General features: G+C 53.5%; 17 protein-coding genes. 4 read left to right on the forward strand and 13 right to left on the reverse strand.

Going from position 1 to position 16,670, the window contains the following annotated elements:
• Positions 1-61: 61 nt before the first annotated feature.
• From KUE00_RS02880 to yfbV, 3 genes are all read right to left on the reverse strand, one after another.
• Positions 62-721: a sugar phosphatase gene (locus KUE00_RS02880; RefSeq protein WP_246758081.1), complete on the reverse strand. Its 660-nt coding sequence runs from the start codon at positions 719-721 to the stop codon at positions 62-64.
• Between the two features lie 13 nt (positions 722-734).
• A complete protein-coding gene (locus tag KUE00_RS02885) occupies positions 735-1,229 on the reverse strand; it encodes a YfbU family protein (protein WP_246757974.1) in 495 nt (164 codons plus the stop codon).
• Between the two features lie 139 nt (positions 1,230-1,368).
• On the reverse strand, positions 1,369-1,821 hold the full coding sequence (yfbV, locus tag KUE00_RS02890; RefSeq protein WP_246757975.1) for a terminus macrodomain insulation protein YfbV: 453 nt from the start codon (positions 1,819-1,821) through the stop codon (positions 1,369-1,371).
• 333 nt (positions 1,822-2,154) lie between these two features.
• Here yfbV and ackA point away from each other — a divergent pair, with 333 nt between their 5' ends.
• The 3 genes from ackA to KUE00_RS02905 all read left to right on the forward strand — a co-directional run bounded on the left by ackA (position 2,155) and on the right by KUE00_RS02905 (position 6,935).
• Positions 2,155-3,357, forward strand: a complete 1,203-nt coding sequence (gene ackA, locus KUE00_RS02895) for an acetate kinase (protein WP_246757976.1) — start codon at positions 2,155-2,157, stop codon at positions 3,355-3,357.
• Positions 3,358-3,496: 139 nt separating this feature from the next.
• Entirely contained in the window at positions 3,497-5,641 is a 2,145-nt protein-coding gene (gene pta / locus KUE00_RS02900) for a phosphate acetyltransferase (RefSeq protein WP_246757977.1), read from the forward strand.
• Positions 5,642-5,936: 295 nt separating this feature from the next.
• A complete protein-coding gene (locus tag KUE00_RS02905; RefSeq protein ID WP_246757978.1) occupies positions 5,937-6,935 on the forward strand; it encodes a hypothetical protein in 999 nt (332 codons plus the stop codon).
• A gap of 365 nt (positions 6,936-7,300) precedes the next feature.
• On the opposite strand, the gene KUE00_RS02910 is transcribed toward KUE00_RS02905, so the two are convergent.
• The 3 genes from KUE00_RS02910 to yfcF all read right to left on the reverse strand — a co-directional run bounded on the left by KUE00_RS02910 (position 7,301) and on the right by yfcF (position 9,265).
• Complete coding sequence (locus KUE00_RS02910) at positions 7,301-7,828, reverse strand: DUF2778 domain-containing protein (RefSeq protein WP_246757979.1); 528 nt, start codon at positions 7,826-7,828, stop codon at positions 7,301-7,303.
• A gap of 187 nt (positions 7,829-8,015) precedes the next feature.
• Positions 8,016-8,531 carry an NUDIX hydrolase YfcD gene (gene yfcD, locus KUE00_RS02915; protein ID WP_246757980.1) on the reverse strand — a complete coding sequence of 172 codons (516 nt, stop codon included), beginning with the start codon at positions 8,529-8,531 and terminating at the stop codon, positions 8,016-8,018.
• Positions 8,532-8,623: 92 nt separating this feature from the next.
• Positions 8,624-9,265 (reverse strand): glutathione transferase, encoded by a 642-nt coding sequence (gene yfcF, locus KUE00_RS02920; RefSeq protein ID WP_246757981.1) that lies wholly within the window; start codon positions 9,263-9,265, stop codon positions 8,624-8,626.
• A gap of 213 nt (positions 9,266-9,478) precedes the next feature.
• Between yfcF and KUE00_RS02925 the strand changes: the two genes are divergently transcribed.
• On the forward strand, positions 9,479-10,372 hold the full coding sequence (locus KUE00_RS02925) for a TIGR01777 family oxidoreductase (RefSeq protein ID WP_246757982.1): 894 nt from the start codon (positions 9,479-9,481) through the stop codon (positions 10,370-10,372).
• A 36-nt stretch (positions 10,373-10,408) separates the two neighbouring features.
• Here KUE00_RS02925 and hisP read toward each other — a convergent pair whose 3' ends face one another.
• The 7 genes from hisP to cvpA all read right to left on the reverse strand — a co-directional run bounded on the left by hisP (position 10,409) and on the right by cvpA (position 16,389).
• On the reverse strand, positions 10,409-11,176 hold the full coding sequence (gene hisP / locus KUE00_RS02930; RefSeq protein WP_246757983.1) for a histidine ABC transporter ATP-binding protein HisP: 768 nt from the start codon (positions 11,174-11,176) through the stop codon (positions 10,409-10,411).
• Positions 11,177-11,184: 8 nt separating this feature from the next.
• On the reverse strand, positions 11,185-11,901 hold the full coding sequence (locus tag KUE00_RS02935; protein ID WP_246757984.1) for an ABC transporter permease: 717 nt from the start codon (positions 11,899-11,901) through the stop codon (positions 11,185-11,187).
• A complete protein-coding gene (hisQ, locus tag KUE00_RS02940) occupies positions 11,898-12,584 on the reverse strand; it encodes a histidine ABC transporter permease HisQ (protein ID WP_246757985.1) in 687 nt (228 codons plus the stop codon). The genes KUE00_RS02935 and hisQ overlap by 4 nt, the downstream gene beginning before the upstream one ends.
• Before the next feature lie 82 nt (positions 12,585-12,666).
• Entirely contained in the window at positions 12,667-13,449 is a 783-nt protein-coding gene (gene argT, locus KUE00_RS02945; protein ID WP_246757986.1) for a lysine/arginine/ornithine ABC transporter substrate-binding protein ArgT, read from the reverse strand.
• A 244-nt stretch (positions 13,450-13,693) separates the two neighbouring features.
• Positions 13,694-14,263 (reverse strand): UbiX family flavin prenyltransferase, encoded by a 570-nt coding sequence (locus KUE00_RS02950; RefSeq protein ID WP_246757987.1) that lies wholly within the window; start codon positions 14,261-14,263, stop codon positions 13,694-13,696.
• Positions 14,264-14,349: 86 nt separating this feature from the next.
• Positions 14,350-15,867, reverse strand: coding sequence for an amidophosphoribosyltransferase (purF, locus tag KUE00_RS02955; protein ID WP_246757988.1), 1,518 nt, complete (start codon positions 15,865-15,867; stop codon positions 14,350-14,352).
• 36 nt (positions 15,868-15,903) lie between these two features.
• Positions 15,904-16,389 carry a colicin V production protein gene (cvpA, locus tag KUE00_RS02960; protein ID WP_246757989.1) on the reverse strand — a complete coding sequence of 162 codons (486 nt, stop codon included), beginning with the start codon at positions 16,387-16,389 and terminating at the stop codon, positions 15,904-15,906.
• Positions 16,390-16,670: the final 281 nt, after the last annotated feature.

A 16,670-nucleotide genomic window follows, 5' to 3' on the forward strand; every position in this document is an offset into this window, starting at 1 on the left:
GAGAAAAATTTTCCGCAGAATGCCATAAAAAAGCCCCGCGGATGCGGGGCTAAATCATATCTTAGTGCTTTCGGTGAACGTCGATGGTGCCATCACCGTTTTTGTTGATAATCAGCTCTTCCAGCGAGGTAAGCAGCATATCCACATCCTCCAGACGCGGCGACCCGGCTGGCGCATTGACGGCAATGACGTGGCTACCGGCGGCCAGGCCGGAGAGAATACCCGCCGCGGCATCCTCCACCACCACGCACTCTTCCGGCTCCAGCTCCAGCAGCTGCGCGCCGAGCAGATAGGCATCCGGTGCCGGTTTGCCGTTCTGCACTCGTTCAGCGGTGACAAACACCTCTGGCTCTGGCAGACCTGCCGCCTTACGTCGCGCAGAAGCAACGGGAACGGAACCTGAAGTGACAATCGCCCAGGGGATATGCAGCTCGTTCAGCGTGGCGAGCAGCTGTACCGCGCCAGGTAAAGCCACCACGCCTTCGGTGTCTTCGGCTTCCGTTTTCTCCAGCGCCAGAAACTCTTGCTGGATGGTCTCTTCAGAGGCCCCGGCCATAAAGTGCCGCAGTGAGGTGATAGCCTGCTTGCCGTGGATGAAGTTCAGCACGTCATCGGCTGCGATATCGTGCTGCGATGCCCAGTTTGTCCAGGCGCGTTCGACCACCGGTAGTGAATCCACCAGCGTGCCGTCCAAATCAAACAGAAAACCTTTACACTTCACTACTTTTTCCTTCTCAGGCGTTGATGATTTGCGCGATTTCATTCGCACTCAGGTGGTACTGTCTGGGGCAAGTGTGCCATACAGCCAGCATACGTTGATACTTTTCCCACATTGGCGTCTGGGCGTTAAAGCCGTGACTGCCTGCATCAAACTGAGTATAGCGGCCTTCAATCTGTACCATAAACCGCACATAGCCAAGGTAGCGCGCTTCAGTCGCGGCATCAAAGCCTAAAAACAGCAGGCGGCGCTCTTCAACAGATGAGGGATCTTTCAGATTTGTCCAGGACACGTGGAGGGCGTGATGCATCTCCATGATATCAATAATGGTGCGGCAAACCGTTTCGGGAAGCTCGCCGAACTCGCGGTCCAGCTCGCGGAGCTGTAGCCCGTAGCCGCGTTCGACAATAGTTTGCAAACGGTGATAGCGCTCGCTGCTGTCAGGATCGAGCAGGCTCATGAGCTTATACTGATTAGAGAGGATTAAACGTTGCGCGTGGGTCATTTCCATCATTAACTCCCGGTGTCCGCTGGACAAAATGAGATTAGGATGGCGCAAGGATTGCACAACCGCCGCCTGTCGACACGGCAAACAGCGGCTTTTTTGACCCAGACCAAATTTCGCCACCGAAGTGGCGAATGGCGCTACGTTAAAGGTCGTCGAGAAACGTTTTGTCCAGCTGCCTGAAGGCCCGTTTCAGCACGTCGGCCAGCGACTGGTAGGTCGGCTTACCTTCGAGCGGTGCCAGCGCCTGGCCTGCGGCCTGTAGCTTTTCGCGCACTTCATGGAACCAGCTCAGCAACGTAGGCGGCAGCGGCGTCACGGAACGCTTGCCCAGCCACCACAGTCCCTGCATCGGCAGGCTACAGGCAAACAGCGCGGTTGCCACGGCGGGCCCCAGCTGGCCACCAAGCGCAATTTGCCAGCTCATGGCAAAGACGGCCAGCGGCGGCATAAAACGAATGCCAAAGCGCGTCGCCGTTGTGACCCTGTTCTCCGGGAACAGCGGTGCAAGGCGCTTATCGGCTGGCCACGTTTTCATATAGTGCTGCCCGTTCTGGAACAGTTTAAACCAACCGACAGTGCCGGATTCATTTGCCATGGTTGACCTCAACTTCAGGGATAAAAATTAAACATAATGCACAACCCAACAACTTTATCTGACATCTTTCAAAAAATTTTGTCTTTACAGGGCACTCTGGTTATCCTGTGCGCGATTGTTGACTGGCTGTTACGTGCTTGCTGCGCCTTTAGACAGATCTGAACGCTGCCGCCTGCACAAGTTCAAAAAATCTTGGGATTTTTATGAAATTTTTTGCTTTCGGACAAAATGTGCCGTCAGCATGATGTTCATCATTAATGTACCAGCTTTCATGCGCTACGCTGATAGTCTGATTGAGTTTTTTTTCGCCACCCTCAACCAACAGGATCTCCCATGTCGAGTAAGTTAGTTCTGGTTTTGAATTGCGGTAGCTCGTCGTTAAAATTTGCCATTCTCAATCCCGCAAGCGGCGATGAATACCTTTCCGGTTTAGCTGAATGTTTCCATCTACCCGAAGCGCGCATTAAATGGAAACTGGACGGCAATAAAGAGGAAGCCGAATTAGGCGCTGGCGCAGCTCACAGCGAGGCTCTTAACTTTATCGTTAAAACTATTCTGGCACAAAAACCAGAGCTGTCCGCACAAATTACTGCAATAGGCCATCGTATTGTGCACGGCGGTGAGAAACTGACCCAGTCAATCGTTATCGATCAGGATGTTATTCAGGGTATTAAAGATGCTTCATCTTTTGCCCCACTGCACAATCCGGCGCACCTGATCGGCATTGATGAAGCCATGAAGAATTTTCCGCATCTTTCTGATAAAAACGTGGCCGTGTTTGATACGGCGTTTCATCAGAGCATGCCTGAAGAGTCCTATCTGTATGCCCTGCCTTACCATCTTTATAAAGAGCACGGCGTACGCCGCTACGGCGCGCACGGCACCAGCCACTATTATGTGACGCATCAGGCGGCAAAAGTATTGAATAAGCCGCTGAACGAGCTGAATATCATTACCTGTCACCTGGGTAACGGCGGCTCCGTCAGCGCCATTCGCAACGGCGAGTGCGTTGATACTTCTATGGGCCTGACGCCGCTGGAAGGTTTAGTGATGGGCACCCGCTCGGGCGATATCGATCCGGCGATTGTTTTCTTCCTGCACGATACGCTGGGCATGAGCGTGGACGCCATTAACAAGATGCTGACCAAAGAGTCTGGCCTGCTGGGCCTGACCGGCGTGACCAGCGACTGCCGCTACGTGGAAGATAACTACGCCACCAAGGAAGATGCGAAGCGCGCGATGGACGTATACTGTCACCGCCTTGCCAAATATATCGGTTCCTATACCGCGCTGATGGATGGCCGCCTGGACGCCGTGATTTTTACCGGCGGCATCGGCGAAAACGCCGCGATGGTGCGCGAGCTGACGCTGAATAAGCTGGCACTGCTTGGCTTTGAAGTCGATCACGAGCGCAACCTTGCAGCTCGCTTTGGCAAAGCCGGTTTTATTAATAAAGAAGGCACGCGCCCGGCAATCGTTATTCCAACCAATGAAGAGTTGGTGATTGCCCAGGACGCCAGCCGTCTGACTGCTTAATCCCGCACACCGTCAGCTCAGGCTGGCGGTGTTGTTTCAGACACCAGGAAACCCGCATGGCAGTAGCGCTAACGGCAGATTAAGCCAGCTCTCAACGCGTCAGCGCCGCTGCCAGGGGTGTGATTTCGAGAGGTTTACCGTGTCACGTACCATCATGTTAATTCCTACCGGCACCAGCGTCGGTCTTACCAGTATCAGCCTTGGCGTTATCCGCGCGATGGAGCGCAAAGGTGTACGGCTGAGCGTGTTCAAACCTATCGCCCAGCCTCGCACCGGCGGCGATTCACTTGACCAGACAACCTTAATCATCCGCAAAAATTCTGCTATTCCGGCAGCAGAACCGCTGCAAATGAGCCACGTCGAATCCCTGCTGAGCGCCAGTCAGCAGGACGTGCTGATGGAAGAAATCATCGCGCGCTACCATGAAAGCGCTAAAGATGCCGAAGTCGTATTAGTCGAAGGTCTGGTGCCTACGCGTAAGCATCAGTTTGCCCCTACGCTGAACTATGAGATTGCCAAAACGCTGAACGCGGAAATCATTTTCGTGATGTCGCCAGGCAATGATTCTCCGGAAGAGCTGCAGGAACGCATTAAGCTGACCCGCAACAGCTTTGGCGGCAGCAAAAATAAAAACATCACCGGCGTGATTGTTAACAAGCTGAACGCGCCCGTTGACGAACAGGGCCGTACGCGTCCCGATCTGTCCGAAATTTTTGACGACTCAACCAAAGCCAGCGTAGCCAACATCGATCCTAAGCAGCTGTTTGCCAATAGCCCGCTGCCGATACTGGGCTGCGTGCCGTGGAGCTTTGAGCTGATCGCCACGCGTGCTATCGACATGTGTCGTCACCTTAATGCACAGGTAATTAACCAGGGTGATATTGATACGCGCCGTATAAAATCGGTTACCTTCTGCGCGCGCAGCCTGCCGCACATGCTGGAGCATTTCCGCCCCGGCTCGCTGCTGGTGACTTCGGCAGACCGTCCTGATGTGGTAGTGGCTGCCTGCCTGGCGGCGATGAACGGCGTGGAAATTGGTGCAATTCTGTTGACCGGTGGCTATAAGATGGATGATTCCATCGCCCACCTGTGCGAGCGTGCCTTCGCTACTGGCCTGCCGGTATTTATGGTGAAAACCAATACCTGGCAGACGTCGCTGAGCCTGCAAAGCTTTAATCTGGAAGTGCCGAGCGATGATACCCAGCGTATTGAGCGCGTGCAGGAATACGTGGCCAGCCATATAGACTCCGAATGGATTGAGTCGCTGACCGCCGCTTCCGAACGCAGCCGTCGTCTGTCGCCGCCAGCCTTCCGCTATCAGCTTACCGAGCTGGCACGTCAGGCGGGCAAGCGTATCGTACTGCCGGAAGGCGACGAGCCGCGTACGGTAAAAGCCGCGGCTATCTGCGCTGAACGCGGCATTGCGACCTGCATACTGCTGGGTAATCCGGACGAAATCCAGCGCGTGGCTGCCGCACAGGGCGTGACGCTTGGCAAAGGTATTGAAATTGTCGATCCTCAGCAGGTGCGTGAAAACTACGTCCCGCGCCTGGTAGAACTGCGTAAGAACAAAGGTATGACCGAGGTTGTGGCGCAGGAGCAGCTGGAAGATAACGTCATGCTCGGCACCATGATGCTGGAACGTAGCGAAGTAGACGGCCTGGTTTCCGGCGCGGTTCACACCACAGCCAATACCATCCGTCCGCCGCTGCAGCTGATTAAAACCGCGCCCAACAGCTCGCTGGTTTCCTCCATCTTCTTTATGCTGCTGCCGGAGCAGGTGCTGGTTTATGGCGACTGCGCCATTAACCCGGATCCCAACCCGGAACAGCTGGCAGAGATTGCTATTCAGTCGGCAGATTCCGCTACGGCCTTCGGCATCGAGCCGCGCGTGGCGATGATCTCCTACTCTACCGGCAACTCGGGCGCCGGCAGCGATGTGGAAAAAGTGCGTGAGGCAACGCGTATCGCGCAGGAGAAACGTCCCGATCTGGTGATTGACGGGCCGCTGCAGTACGACGCCGCGATAATGGCCGATGTGGCAAAATCTAAGGCGCCGAATTCGCCCGTAGCAGGACGCGCTACCGTCTTTATTTTCCCGGATCTCAATACGGGCAACACAACCTATAAGGCCGTACAGCGTTCCGCCGATCTTATTTCAATTGGGCCAATGCTACAGGGTATGCGCAAGCCGGTTAACGATTTGTCGCGCGGCGCGCTGGTCGACGATATCGTTTATACCATTGCGCTGACCGCTATTCAGGCACAGCAGGCTGACGCCTGACGGCCACGTTAAATTAAGGCGGCTTGCAAGAGCCGCCTTATGCTATAGCAATATAAGCTCGCCTCTTCTTTGCAGGCAAAAATAACCATATCCTTACTATTGCCGTTATCCTTCTTTTCTTCTCCCATTAAGCTTTCACCCGAATCAAACACCTCAACATATTGATTTTAAATGTAAAAAATAATTCCTGGTAGAATCCCGCTTCCGGTGCCAGGCTTACCTTGGCAAGAAATTGAGTCTTTTCGATAATAATGTAATCAGGAAACACACCTATATCAGGCAAGGGAGTTCTCTCATGAGCGATAATCAAATTCATCCGGTTTACAATGAGGTTAATAGCGGTATTCCGCTAAAGCGTATTTCATGGAGCGCTATTTTCGCAGGTGTCATTTTATCCGTGGTTATTTATTTGCTGTTAACGATTTTAGGGACGGCAATAGGCGCAACCACGATCGATCCTTTAAAAGAACAGAACCCTCTTGATGGTCTGGGCACCGGTGCCACTATCTGGACCGGGTTAAGCATGCTGATCTCTGTGGGTGCCGGTGCTTATATCACCGGTCGTCTGGCGCAGCGTGAAGGCGCGCTACACGGTCTGCTGATGTGGGCAGTCAATACGCTGGTGTGCGTCTGGCTGGTGGTTGTAGTACTGAGCAGCGCGGTTAGCGGTACGGCCAGCGTGATTGGCTCAGGCTTCAGCATGCTGGGTAACGGCATCTCCTCCATTGCGCCTACTGTTGGTCAGAACATCAAGCAGAAGCTGCAGGAAAACAATATCGATCTGAACAACGTGCAGAACGAGCTGGAAACTACCCTGCGTCAGACCGGTAAGCCAGAACTGCAGCCGGAAAAACTGCAGCAGGATGCCAACAAAGAAAAAAATAACGCCCAGAACCAGGCTGAAAATACCGCTAAAGATCAGCAGAACGCAGATACTGATTTAGCAAACTGGTTTAAAGGCGTCATGCAGCGCAATCAGGCAACTCTGCAGGCAGCAGACGTTGACGCGCTGAAAAACATCATCAAGGCCCGCACGGGTAAAAGCGATCAGGAAGTCGATCAGATCGTTGCTCAGACTCAGCAGAGCTATCAGCAGGCTTACCAGAAATATCAGCAGCTGAAAACCGAGGCGGCACAGAAAGCACGTGAAGCCGGAGACAAAGCCGCTGCTGCAACTGCAAAAGCCAGCTGGGTAACACTGATTATACTGCTGGTTGAAGCCGCCATCGCAGGCTGGCTGGGAATGTTAGGCCGCAGAACGCAGCCTCGCCTGGCCGTACGCGAAACCCGCTAAACACCAGTGTGTACAAAGGCCGCTTACGCGGCCTTTTTTACGTCTGGACTAATGGTCCCTTTACCAGAAATATTCAGTATAAAGTTGAACGGAACAGAGATTACAGGCGCGCCGTTTCTGGCACACTTTTCTGCTATACAGAGGCGCTTAAATGGCGCTTGATCAGGTTAATAGTAATCCGGTAAATAATCAGCGTAATACAAGGGCATATAATCAAAAGCGAAACTCCTGTAAAACCTTCGATATCCGGGTTATTGAAGTAGCCCGCTGTTTTGCTCCAGAAAACATACCCCGTCAATCCCACCGGGGAAGATGGGTGGAGGAGAAAAATGACCAGAACAAAAATGCCGATTCCGATAAATATTCTAATCCCCGCTGGCACATGTCGCGCTTCCATTTAAACTCACCTCAATAATACCGTAAGACTCAAGACCATTACGCAAACGTACACTCTGGGTTGCAAGTAAGGACTGGCGAATAGCAAGGAAATCCGAGCGATGTTGCAATGTTATGCAGCCCAACGAGACACCCAAAGGACCAGGTGGATGCCACCGGAAATGGCCACGTTCTACACCGTTAATCCATGTGCGATCGTCGATTCTATTATCATCACGGTATAGAGCGAACCACTCGGCTTTTATGATGGGTGTAGGAGTAACCCAGGTCCATGCATATTTACCTATATTGCGAATAACATCTTTCCAGCCACCAGAAGGGCGGTTCACGATGTGATAACGGCCTGCTGGAATTGGTCCCAGATTTGGTATACCACCACACCCGCTACGGTTACGGTATTTATCTTTACCTGAATAAGCCAGGAAAGTTCCTGTACCATAAATAATTAGTGGAGAAAAATCAGCATCATTAATAATAAACTTTCCTTGTCGTGCCATAGTGGCTCCTTTATTGGTACTAATAACCCATCATCCTTGTGTATTTTTAATTAGCTTATACAGACAAAAAAACTGCCATTAAAGAGATTTTTTCGAAGAGTGAGCAATATGTAAACATCGTTCTGACATATAACTGCGTTAAAGGAAATAGTCAGGCCGCTCACGCGGCCTTTTTTATCTGTAGCGCTTAGCTTTGCTCACCGTTGCGGCTCAGCCACAGCGAAAGCGCTTTTAACGAATCGTCCGTAAACTCGTCACAGCGCGCGGTAATCTCTTCCGGCGTCATCCAGAAGACTTCATCTACTTCTTCTTCCTGCATGGCGAAAGGCCCGTGCGAAACACAGCTAAACAGGCCTCCCCAGACGCGGCAATGTTCATCTTCGTAATAGAACAGACCGTGCTCCGCAAACGGCACGGCCGCAATGCCCAGTTCTTCTTCTGCTTCACGACGCGCCGATTCCAGCATCTCTTCGCCGCTTTGCACTACGCCACCAGCGGTAGCGTCCAGCATACCCGGCATAAAATCTTTGTTTTGCGTCCGGCGCTGCACCAGAATTTTGCCCATCCCGTTATGCACGACGATGTAAGTTGCCCTGTGACGCAAGCACTGTGCCCGCATCTGCGCACGGCTGGCCTGTGCAATGACATCGTTGTCTTCGTTAACGATATCCACCCACTCCGTGCCGCTGTCTTGCTCCACCATCCCTAACCCTTATTTGTCTGGCGCCTTCGCGCTTATTTATGCCTGCCCGCGCAGTTTGCCACGGACTGCCCTGAAATTATGATCCTGCCGTGTTATTGGCCTTTGGAGGATTCAGATAACCACAGCTGTACCGATGCGCGCTGCCACTGAAAATGGGCATATTCTGCGACGGCTGGCGGCAGGTTGTCACCATGTAGCGCCAGCCGATTAATCATAATGGCCAAATCGGTATCCGCTATCGACCATTCGCCAAAAAGATTTTGCTGACCTGTTGGCACCAGCTGCGTAACGGCGGTGACAAGTTTGTCAGCCGATCGCTGCGCCTCTGGCGACAATGGCGCAAAAGTTTCGCCAGCAAACAGCACTTCCGTCGGCCTTTCCTCGCGTAGCGGCAAAAAGTCACTGCGCAGCCAGGCCTGAATTTCACGCGCCCTGGCTCTTTTTTCCAGGTTTTTTGGATAAAGGCGTTCAAATTCAGGCGCGGGAAAACGCTCCTCCAGATATTCGGCAATAGCTGAAGATTCAGAAAGTTGAAAATCATCAATCTGCAAAGTGGGCACACGGCGCGTTATAGAAATCTGGCCGTAATTTTCCTGCAGCTGCTCGTTGCTGGCAAGATCGATACGCTTCAACGAAAACGGAATACCTTTCTCGCTAAGTGCTACAAAGGTAGACATCACATAGGGACTGAAAAAACAGGCATCTGACCACAAAATGACATTGGGATAATTCATCCTGAGTTCCTCACAAGGCGGCGTCTGCAACCTGTTTACCCATTTTTTTAACAGAAGGCAATATCTCAACAATATTGCCAGAAATATTCATTATTCAAACGACGTTCTCGTTTTTAATTTATGCCTTGCCGCTGCCGATCCCTTTCCCGTTATCTTCGCCTAAGATTATGACGGGCCGTTGGTTTTTTACTTCACCATTTTGAGGAGAGCAGCATGCACATTTTACTGACGGGCGGCACCGGCCTGATTGGCAGCCATCTGATTCCTCGCCTTTTATCACGAGGCGACAGCGTAAGCGTGGTCACCCGCGATGTGGTCAACGCACGCGCTAAGCTGGGCGAAAAGGTTAGCCTGTGGTCAGGACTGGATCAGCAGCGCGATCTTAACGGCGTCGACGCCGTGATTAATCTGGCCGGCGAGCCGATTGCCGACAAGCGCTGGAGCGAGCAGCAAAAACAGCACCTGTGCGAAAGCCGCTGGCAGATAACGGAAAAACTCGCGACGCTGATTAACGCCAGCAGCACGCCGCCAAAGGTATTTATTTCCGGTTCCGCGACCGGCTTCTACGGCGACACCGGCGATCTGGTGCTGACCGAAGACGATCCCGGCCATCAGGAGTTTACCCACAAGCTTTGCGCGCACTGGGAGTCCCTGGCGAAAGCAGCCGATAGTGACCGCACGCGCGTCTGCCTGTTGCGTACCGGCGTCGTGCTTGCCAAAGAAGGCGGCGCGCTCAGCAAGATGAAGCTTCCCTTTAAGTTAGGGATCGGCGGCCCCATTGGCAGCGGCCAGCAATATATGCCGTGGATCCATCTGGAGGATATGCTGAACGCCATCCTCTGGCTGCTGGATAGTCCCGAGCTGCGCGGGCCGTTTAATATGGTGTCGCCCTATGCCGTGCGCAATGAACAGTTTGCCGCCACGCTGGGTAAGGCGATGCACCGTCCGGCCTTTATGCGCACGCCAGCCAGCGCCATCAAACTGATGATGGGCGAATCTGCGGTGCTGGTGCTGGGCGGCCAGCACGTGCTGCCAAAACGGCTGGAAGAGTCCGGCTTCAGCTTTCGCTGGTATCAGCTGGATGAAGCGCTGGCGGACGTGCTGTAGACGCCTGACGGCGCAGGGTGTCGCCTGAACGGCCTTTTATTTTAATGCGCCCGATAAGAACTGCTGTAGCCGTGGGCTTTGCGGATTATTAAATACCGCGTCTGGCGGCCCTTGCTCTTCAATTTTACCCTGATGCAGAAAGATCACCTGGCTGGAAACGTGACGGGCAAACTCCATTTCGTGGGTTACCACCACCATCGTTTTGCCCTCCTCCGCCAGCTTCTGCATAATTTTCAGCACTTCGCCGACCAGCTCCGGATCAAGTGCGGATGTTGGCTCATCAAACAGCAGCACTTCTGGCTCCATCGCCAGCGCACGTGCAATAGAAACGCGCTGCTGCTGGCCGCCGGAAAGATTAACCGGGTATTTTGCCCGCGCCCGTTCGTCAATGCCCACTTTATCCAGATAGTGAATAGCGCGCTTCTGCGCTTCGGCTTTACTCAGGCCCAGGATCTGCACGGGTGCTTCCATCACGTTTTGCAGCACCGTCATGTGGCTCCACAGATTAAAGTGCTGAAACACCATCGTCAGGCTGGTGCGTAGCGCGCGCAGCTGTTCCTTGTTGGCAACTTTCAGCTGACCGTCGGTATCGCGCACCAGGTTAATCTGCTGGTTATTCACCATAATGCTGCCTTCGCTGGGCTTCTCCAGAAAATTAATGCAGCGCAGAAAAGTACTTTTACCCGAACCGGAAGAACCGATAATGGTAATAACGTCGCCCGCCTGCGCCTGGAGCGACACGCCTTTTAATACTTCATGCTCGCCGTAGCGCTTGTGCAGTTCGATTACGTTTAATTTGGACATAGATCTACTCAGTGGCTCGATGAAGGTTTTATGTGCGCCAGCCAGCGCCGCTCCGCTTTACGAAACAGGCTAATTAACGCATAAGAAATAATCAGATAGAGCAGCGCCGCAATACCGAAAGCGTAAAAAGGCTGATAGGTTGCAGAGTTGATATCGCGCGCCACCTTCAGCAAATCGGGAACGGTCGCGGTAAACGCCAGCGCCGTAGAGTGCAGCATCAAAATCACCTCATTACTGTAAGCGGGCAAGGCAATGCGCAACGCCGATGGCAAAATAATGCAGCGATAGAGTTTAAAGGTGGAAAAACCGTAGGCGCGTGCCGCCTCGATTTCACCGTGCGGCACGGCGCGAATGGCTCCGGCAAAGATCTCGGTGGTATAGGCGCAGGTATTTAACGTCAGCGCCAGCAGCGTACAGTTAAGGCCGCTGCGGAAAAAGGCATTCAGCAGCTCGTTGCCCTTAACGATTTCCAGCGTATACATGCCGGAATAAAAGACCAGCAGCTGCACATAGAGCGGCGTGCCGCGGAAGATATAGGTAAACAGCCACACGGGAAAACGCACGGCTTTGACGCTCGAAACGCGGGCGATGGCCAGCAATACGGCCAGGCAGCCGCCAACCACAACGGAAATAATCAGCAGCCAGAGCGTGATGGCCACGCCGGAAAAACGATAGCCGTCGCTCCACAGCAGGGCTTTCCAGTATTCCTGCACGATATCGATCATAAGTCTGCCCTTCTTACGCCTACGGAATAACGACGCGTCAGCCACCACAGCACGCCGTTGGAAAGCGTGGTGAAAATCAAATAAATCACCCCGGCTACGATGGCGAAGTAAAACGGTTGCCAGGTGCTTTTTCCCGCCAGCTGCGTGGCTTTTACCACGTCTTCCAGCCCCAGCAGCGACACCAGCGCGGTCGCTTTCAGGATAACCTGCCAGTTATTGCCAATGCCGGGCAGCGCATAGCGCATCATGGCCGGAAACAGAATGCGGCGGAAAGTTTGCGAACCGGAAAAACCGAAAGCAGTAGCCGCCTCAATCTGCCCTTTCGGCACCGCCATAAAAGCGCCGCGAAAAGTTTCGGTAAAATAGGCGCCGTAAATAAAGCCCAGGGTAAGGATACCCGCCACCATAGGATCGATATCAAACTGGGCCAGGCCAAGCAGGTCGGTCAGCTGGTTAAGGGCTATTTGCAGCCCGTAAAAGATCAGCAGCATCAAAACCAGGTCGGGCACGCCGCGAATAAGCGTGGTGTAACCTTCAAAAATCATTGCCAGTGAGCGGCGGCCGGAAAGCTTAGCGCCCGCGCCAAGCAAGCCCAGCAGTACCGCAAGCACGACGGAACTCAGGGCCAGCTCCAGCGTTACCATCGCCCCTTTAAAAATTACTGTAGAATAGCCATCCAGCATAGGTAGTTTCCTGGCCGATTAAATATGTCTGCCCCGCGCAACGCAGGGCAGAACGAGAGCAAGCGCCCCCTGACAGATTTTCTTAATCGCCGTAGACGTTAAAATCGAAGTATTTTTTCGCCAGCTTGTCGTAGGTGCCATCTTTACGCATGGAGTCGAAAGCTTTGTCGATAGCGGCTTTCAGCTCGGGATCCTCTTTCGGCAAGCCGATGCCGGTTCCCACGCCAAAGATTTTTTCATCTTTTACCGCCGGACCGGCAAAGGCGTAATCCTTACCGACGGGCTGCTTGAGAAAGCCTTCGCTGGCGGCAACTTCATCCTGGAAAGCGGCGTCAATGCGGCCTGCGGTCAGGTCCTGATAAACCAGATCCTGATTGGCGTATGGCGTAATGGTTACGCCCTGGGTGCGCCAGTACTGGTTAGCGTAAGTTTCCTGGGTGGTGCCCTGCAGCAGACCGATGTTTTTACCTTTCAGCGAAGCTACGGTTGGCTCCAGCTTTGAGCCTTTCGGCGCAATCAGCCGCGCGTTAGCCGCATACAGCTTTTCAGAGAAGGCGATTTCCTGCTGGCGCTTTTCGGTGATGGAAAGTGAAGAGATAATGGCGTCGATTTTTTTCGCTTTCAGTGAGGGGATCAGCGCATCAAAATCGCTTTCCACGAAGGTACATTTGGTTTCCATACGCTTGCAGATTTCCGTGGCCAGATCGATATCAAATCCCACCAGCTGGCCCTGCGCGTTTTTAGATTCAAACGGGGCGTAGGTGGGATCGGTGCCGATGCGCAACGCTTTTGGTACGGCAGCAAAAGCACTGCCAGCGGCAGAGAGCGCCAGCAGCAGAGAAAGAGCCACAGCCTGCTTTTTCATAGATTATCCTCAAAGTGCGTTTTTATTATGGGTCTACCCGCTTTGAGATGTGCAGGTTCCGTGCCATTTTTACCGGCAGGCGTTCAGGAAGATGACGGAGGTCTGACAGACGGCACGGATGTGCCGACTGCGCGCAAAGGAAGAAGGCAGCGTAGCGCTAAAAATGCTTCGCTTTGGTGAAAAACCTGCACGCAAAGCGTTTACAACGGGAAAAATGCACCAGCAGAGCGCACAAGACTGCCGTCTATGCACCTTGCCAGCGCGTAAAAAGATCTTTATCAAGCTGGATATCAAACTGATCCAGCACGCGGTTAACCGTCTGATCGACAATATCCATTACCGTTTGTGGACGGTGGTAAAACGCGGGCACGGGCGGCATGATCACCACGCCCATTTCTGCGGCGGTGGTCATCATTCGCAAATGCCCAAGGTGCAGCGGCGTTTCGCGAACGCAAAGTACCAGCCGACGCCTTTCCTTCAGGATAACGTCCGCCGCACGCGTCAGCAGGCCATCGCTGTAGCTGTGAACGATGCCGGAAAGCGTCTTCATCGAGCAGGGTAAAATAGCCATACCATCGGTTTTAAACGAACCGGAAGAGATGCTGGCGGCAATATCGCGCACGTCATGCACCACGTCCGCCATCGCCTGCACGTCGCGCACGGAATAGTCGCTTTCCAGGGCCAGCGTCTGCCGGGCGGCCTGGCTCATCACCAGATGGGTTTCCACGTCGCTGACCTGCTGCAATACCTGCAGCGCGCGCACGCCGTAAATTACGCCGCTGGCGCCTGAGATACCGATGATAAGTCGTTTCATAAGAGTCCTTATTGAGTCCGCCGCGCCAAAAAAAATGGGCCGGAATTGCTTCCGGCCCATCATACCTGCTGTGACACCCGAGGGCATTAGCCTTCGTTGTGCATTTCCAGGTTTTCGACTTCATTCTGACGCGCCAGCGCTTTGGCATCATCGTTGCGCAGCGACTGGATATGCTCCAGGTAACGCTGGTCGACATCTTTGGTGACGTAAACGCCGTTGAAAACCGAGCATTCAAACTGAATGATATCCGGGTTTTCTTCACGTACCGCATCGATAAGATCGTCCAGATCCTGGAAAATCAGCGCATCCGCTTTGATCAGCTTGCAAATCTCATCTACTTCACGACCGTGCGCAATCAGCTCGGTGGCGCTTGGCATATCGATGCCGTAAACGTTCGGGAAGCGGATTTCCGGAGCGGCAGAAGCCAGATAAACCTTTTTCGCTCCCGCTTCGCGCGCCATTTCAATAATTTGTTCAGAAGTGGTGCCGCGCACAATGGAGTCATCCACCAGCAGCACGTTCTTACCGCGGAACTCGGCACGGTTAGCGTTGAGCTTGCGGCGTACCGCGCTGCGGCGCAGGTGCTGGCCTGGCATAATGAAGGTACGGCCTACGTAGCGGTTTTTCACAAAACCCTGACGGTAAGGCTTATTCAGAATGCGGGCCATTTCCAGCGCGATATCGCAGGAGGTTTCCGGAATCGGGATAACCACGTCGATATCCAGATCTTCCCACTCACGAGCGATTTTCTCACCCAGCTTGGTGCCCATACGCACGCGCGCGCTGTAAACGGAAATTTTGTCCAGGAAGGAATCCGGGCGGGCAAAATAGACGTATTCAAACAGGCACGGGTTGAATTTCGGGTTCTCTGCGCACTGACGGGTAAACAGCTGCCCTTTTTCAGTGACGTAGACCGCTTCGCCCGGCGCAACGTCGCGCAGGAACTCAAAGCCCAGCGTATCCAGCGCCACGCTCTCGGAAGCCACCATATATTCGTTACGGCCGTCAGCCATAGCGCGTTTGCCGATAACCAGCGGACGAATGCCGTTAGGATCGCGGAAGGCAACCAGGCCGTGGCCGATAATCATTGCTACGCAGGCGTAAGCGCCGCGAACGTGCTGATGCACCGCCGCAACCGCTGCAAAAATGTTTTCTGCTTCCAGCGGGTAATGCTGAAAACGATCCAGTTCCTGAGCAAAGATATTGAGCAGGATCTCAGAATCTGAGGTGGTGTTAACGTGACGGCGGCCGCTTTCGAACAGCTGCTTGCGCAGTTCGTGGGCGTTGGTCAGGTTACCGTTGTGCGCGAGCGTAATGCCGTAAGGCGAGTTGACGTAAAAGGGCTGCGCTTCAGAAGCGCTGGAGCTTCCCGCAGTCGGGTAGCGGACGTGGCCGATACCCATATTGCCCTGCAAACGCTGCATATGGCGAGCTTCAAAAACATCGCTCACCAGGCCGTTTGCTTTACGCAGGCGGAAGCAGTGTAAGGCATCAATGGTAACGATGCCTGCGGCATCCTGGCCACGGTGCTGCAGCACCGTTAACGCATCATAAATCGACTGGTTGACCGGCATAAAACCGGCGATCCCGACAATACCGCACATGTGGTCATTTCCTCATAAGCCGCAACCCCGGCTCAATTACCGGGGCAAAAAACTCGACGTGCCTTTCAGGTAGTCAAAAAACCACCTGATAATATAGCTAAACTGGGGAATCAGCTGGGACTGTTGCCAGTCCGGGCTTTTGGAAAAGCCGGTGAAGGTATCAAGGAAAAACAGCATGGCCGCCACAATCAGTACGCCGCGTAATGCCCCGAAACAGACTCCCAGCACTCTGTCGGTCCCCGACAGGCCAGTTTTTTCAACCAGCGAGCCAATCACGAAGTTGACGATCGCCCCGACTATCAGCGTGGCGACGAACAACACCGCAATGGCGATTCCATTTCGAACCAGTTCGTCCTGAAAACCTGTGAACCAGACAGCAAGGAAGGAGTAATAATGACTGGCGACAAAAAATGCGCAACCCCAGGTGACGAGTGATAAAGCTTCCCGAACGAACCCGCGGATCAGGCTGACAAGAGCCGAAAAACCAACAACCGCAATAATGACGTAATCTATCCAGACCATGAACTCTTCCAGCGACTGTGCCCCTGTATCAGGCCACGTTCTCTGTAGCCATAGTGGGCAACAGAGCGGCGTAACCTGAGTTCGGGGCGAATTCTAACAGAAAAAGAAAACGTTTGCGTAGCTTTTCCTTAACCGTCCTGATGAAAACCGGGCGCGAAAAAAATCCACCTGAAACCTGCAAGAAAAAGGAAAAAACAGGTTGGCTGACGTGCCTCGGCAACCAATTGATTTAGCAGTTTTTACCTGCTGCCGCCTCGCCAGATTCGGCGCGGCGGCAGCGG

This window comes from Erwinia phyllosphaerae (assembly GCF_019132875.1).
GTDB classification, from domain to species: Bacteria; Pseudomonadota; Gammaproteobacteria; order Enterobacterales; family Enterobacteriaceae; genus Erwinia; species Erwinia phyllosphaerae.

What these genes read in the sequence shown, in the direction of transcription:
- KUE00_RS02885 (WP_246757974.1), bottom strand. Translation starts at nt 1,229, where the DNA reads ATGGAAATGACCCACGCGCAACGTTTAATCCTCTCTAATCAGTATAAG.
- yfbV (WP_246757975.1), bottom strand. Translation starts at nt 1,821, where the DNA reads ATGGCAAATGAATCCGGCACTGTCGGTTGGTTTAAACTGTTCCAGAAC.
- ackA (WP_246757976.1), top strand. Translation starts at nt 2,155, where the DNA reads ATGTCGAGTAAGTTAGTTCTGGTTTTGAATTGCGGTAGCTCGTCGTTA.
- KUE00_RS02905 (WP_246757978.1), top strand. Translation starts at nt 5,937, where the DNA reads ATGAGCGATAATCAAATTCATCCGGTTTACAATGAGGTTAATAGCGGT.
- KUE00_RS02910 (WP_246757979.1), bottom strand. Translation starts at nt 7,828, where the DNA reads ATGGCACGACAAGGAAAGTTTATTATTAATGATGCTGATTTTTCTCCA.
- yfcD (WP_246757980.1), bottom strand. Translation starts at nt 8,531, where the DNA reads ATGGTGGAGCAAGACAGCGGCACGGAGTGGGTGGATATCGTTAACGAA.
- yfcF (WP_246757981.1), bottom strand. Translation starts at nt 9,265, where the DNA reads ATGAATTATCCCAATGTCATTTTGTGGTCAGATGCCTGTTTTTTCAGT.
- KUE00_RS02925 (WP_246757982.1), top strand. Translation starts at nt 9,479, where the DNA reads ATGCACATTTTACTGACGGGCGGCACCGGCCTGATTGGCAGCCATCTG.
- hisP (WP_246757983.1), bottom strand. Translation starts at nt 11,176, where the DNA reads ATGTCCAAATTAAACGTAATCGAACTGCACAAGCGCTACGGCGAGCAT.
- KUE00_RS02935 (WP_246757984.1), bottom strand. Translation starts at nt 11,901, where the DNA reads ATGATCGATATCGTGCAGGAATACTGGAAAGCCCTGCTGTGGAGCGAC.
- hisQ (WP_246757985.1), bottom strand. Translation starts at nt 12,584, where the DNA reads ATGCTGGATGGCTATTCTACAGTAATTTTTAAAGGGGCGATGGTAACG.
- argT (WP_246757986.1), bottom strand. Translation starts at nt 13,449, where the DNA reads ATGAAAAAGCAGGCTGTGGCTCTTTCTCTGCTGCTGGCGCTCTCTGCC.
- KUE00_RS02950 (WP_246757987.1), bottom strand. Translation starts at nt 14,263, where the DNA reads ATGAAACGACTTATCATCGGTATCTCAGGCGCCAGCGGCGTAATTTAC.
- purF (WP_246757988.1), bottom strand. Translation starts at nt 15,867, where the DNA reads ATGTGCGGTATTGTCGGGATCGCCGGTTTTATGCCGGTCAACCAGTCG.
- cvpA (WP_246757989.1), bottom strand. Translation starts at nt 16,389, where the DNA reads ATGGTCTGGATAGATTACGTCATTATTGCGGTTGTTGGTTTTTCGGCT.